1 protein-coding gene and 1 pseudogene are annotated in these 2,407 nt (G+C 53.4%); both read right to left on the reverse strand.

The annotated features are described in order from the left end of the window. Positions 1–62 precede the first annotated feature (62 nt). Positions 63–470, reverse strand: a pseudogene (locus tag PGX04_RS34685) (site-specific integrase); the annotation flags it as partial. Positions 471–565: 95 nt separating this feature from the next. Continuing rightward, on the reverse strand, positions 566–1,348 hold the full coding sequence (locus PGX04_RS16290; RefSeq protein ID WP_273739474.1) for a hypothetical protein: 783 nt from the start codon (positions 1,346–1,348) through the stop codon (positions 566–568). Between the last annotated feature and the right edge of the window lie 1,059 nt (positions 1,349–2,407).

Raw genomic sequence — 2,407 nt, forward strand, 5'->3', positions numbered from 1 at the left:
GCGGCGTCAAGTGTAGCCATACCATAGAGTTACACTCCAGCCTAAAAAATATTCAGCCGACAGTATAAGTCCCAGCCACCGACTGCCATGACAACTCGAGGGTTCACCTGCTTATCGACGAGAAGCCGCTGTGCATACCGGCGTTGAAGATCGTGAGAACTTGCGTGCTGATAGTCGTCGTCACCCGTCTTCTCGGCTGTGCGCTTTCTAACTGCTCGTACACCACGCTCAGTGAGATCGACCAGCGGCTCACCACTATCGATATTTTCAGTGTTCTGATAGCGGTGGATGTTACCTTCCACGTCCTTCGGAAGATAGGCGTCTCGAGGTTTCCCACCGGTACCTGTGATGTCTTTGCCTTCAAGAACGCGAAGACGATAGTGCTCCCCGCTGTCGGTGCGTTTGATATGTTTCGGCTTTACTTGGGGAATTTCAAACGCTCGAAGCCCAACGTAGTCACCCAACTGGATGGTGTCAATGACTGAAATGGGAACGTCGAAGTGGCATTCAGGATATCCGTTTCCGGACTCGACAAGTGGAACGACACCGTAATCGACGCGTCGAACTATCGCCGAAAAAGGGACCGAATAGCACCCCGTAGCCGATGCAGTCCAGGGATACGTCGCGAGGTACCAGTCTCCGATCCCGACTCGGAATTGTCCCTCATGTTGTCCGACCGCCACGCCGGAAGGTCGACGGGGAGGTTCGACGCGGCGACACCGGAAATCATCCCCATCGAGGACGCCAGCACGGCGATTTGCAGTTCGAACCGACTAAAATCTAGCGAGTCGGACTGCAGGAGCGTCCACACCATTCCGGAAACGAACAGCACCACTCCAGCAATGATCAACCACTTGTCTGCGACGGACAAACCGTCTTCCCGTTGCGTGAGTCGAATCACGACGACACCCGTGACGAAGTGGACGATGAACACCGCGAGGAGGGATCCCACAATTGACAGTGCCGTGAACGGGTTCCACGACGGGAGCGCCGACATGAAACTGGCGAGCAGGTCAGTCGGAACGAGACCGGCGACGAACTGCACGAACGCCCGAAGCACCGCGGCAATCAGGGAGTCGATCACCGCGAGGACCCGGACCGCGAGTCGAATCTCGCCGTCGAGGAGCGCCCGCGCGAGGTCACGAACGAGTCCACTGCCGAGAAGTTCGGCGAGGAGAAAGAGGCCGAATGGCGGAATCACTCCCAACACGAAAACCCAGCGTACGACCCACGAAAGGACGCCGCTCCGGGGGACGGTTCGCGCGACGAACCCGACGATAATAGCGAGCGGAACAATTGCAAGTGACGATTCCTGGAGGACGCTGAGCGTCGTTTCGAATATGGGCACGGAGCGGTGGACACACTGAAACTGGAACGAGTGTATTGAGAACTTTTCGGCTCCGGAGAGCGTGTCATAGAATACGTCTCATACCCGCCATCCATCGATTATACAGCCCTTATTCCGCACCTGTAAGCCAGTGATTTCAACAGTTACACGTTTTATCCATGGTTGAGTCTCTGCATAATGGTGGGTGGGAACTATTATACGACACGCTCTTTTTAGCTAATCGCACTGCTTTCTTCGTGAAGCGGGAAATCTTCGACATGGACATCGGCGGTTTCCCGCTTCAACTCCCCAGTTCTGACGGTCGAAGCCGACGCTGTCCAGCGATTCACCAGAGCCCAATTATCCATTTAGAGCGCTTTCTTGCTGTAGGCTTTCAAAGAAAAAGTTAAAGTTCGATTGCGCCGATCCAACGATCGCTACTATGAACTGAGCAGAACGAACGATGGTTCTGGTCGCAGTCTGGGTCCATACACCAGCCGCACGTACACCACCGCTGCAGTGACCGGTCTGGGATTGTCCGCCTACACAACGTACATCTGACTCCCATACACTATGCTATGCGCTAACACTACATAGATGTATTCTCTGGGTACTGTCTAGTTAGGCGATTCTGGCGTATCGTGACGTCTCAATATCTCTTGTACATCATTAGTGAGAGCCGAGACTATCGATTACAATGATATGTTTATTGAATCAGTCGAAATTGCGTCGCTTGTGGAGCAGCGTCTCTTTGTGTCAGTTCCTATATGGAGCGTGTCATAGAATCCGTCGCACGCTATTGTTAGTCTGATCACTGTTTCAAGCCGTAACAGGATTAGAAATGCGTTCACCCGGTGCACAGCGTCAAGAATCGGTCAGAGAGCGTCCCATTCTTTTGCGGAGACTGATAGTTCGCACCTATCGTCTTTCATTCGTCTCGGGACGAACGGTTATTGTGAGAGTGGTTCAGTGGTTCTGGACGCGCTGGCTCCGGGTACGTAGCCAACCACGAGAACTACCTATGAAAATCCTGCAAGCAAATTTTCCACTTGATCAGTGATAGTTGTTCGGGTGAGCGCT

It is taken from the genome of Natrinema soli, from assembly GCF_028618695.1.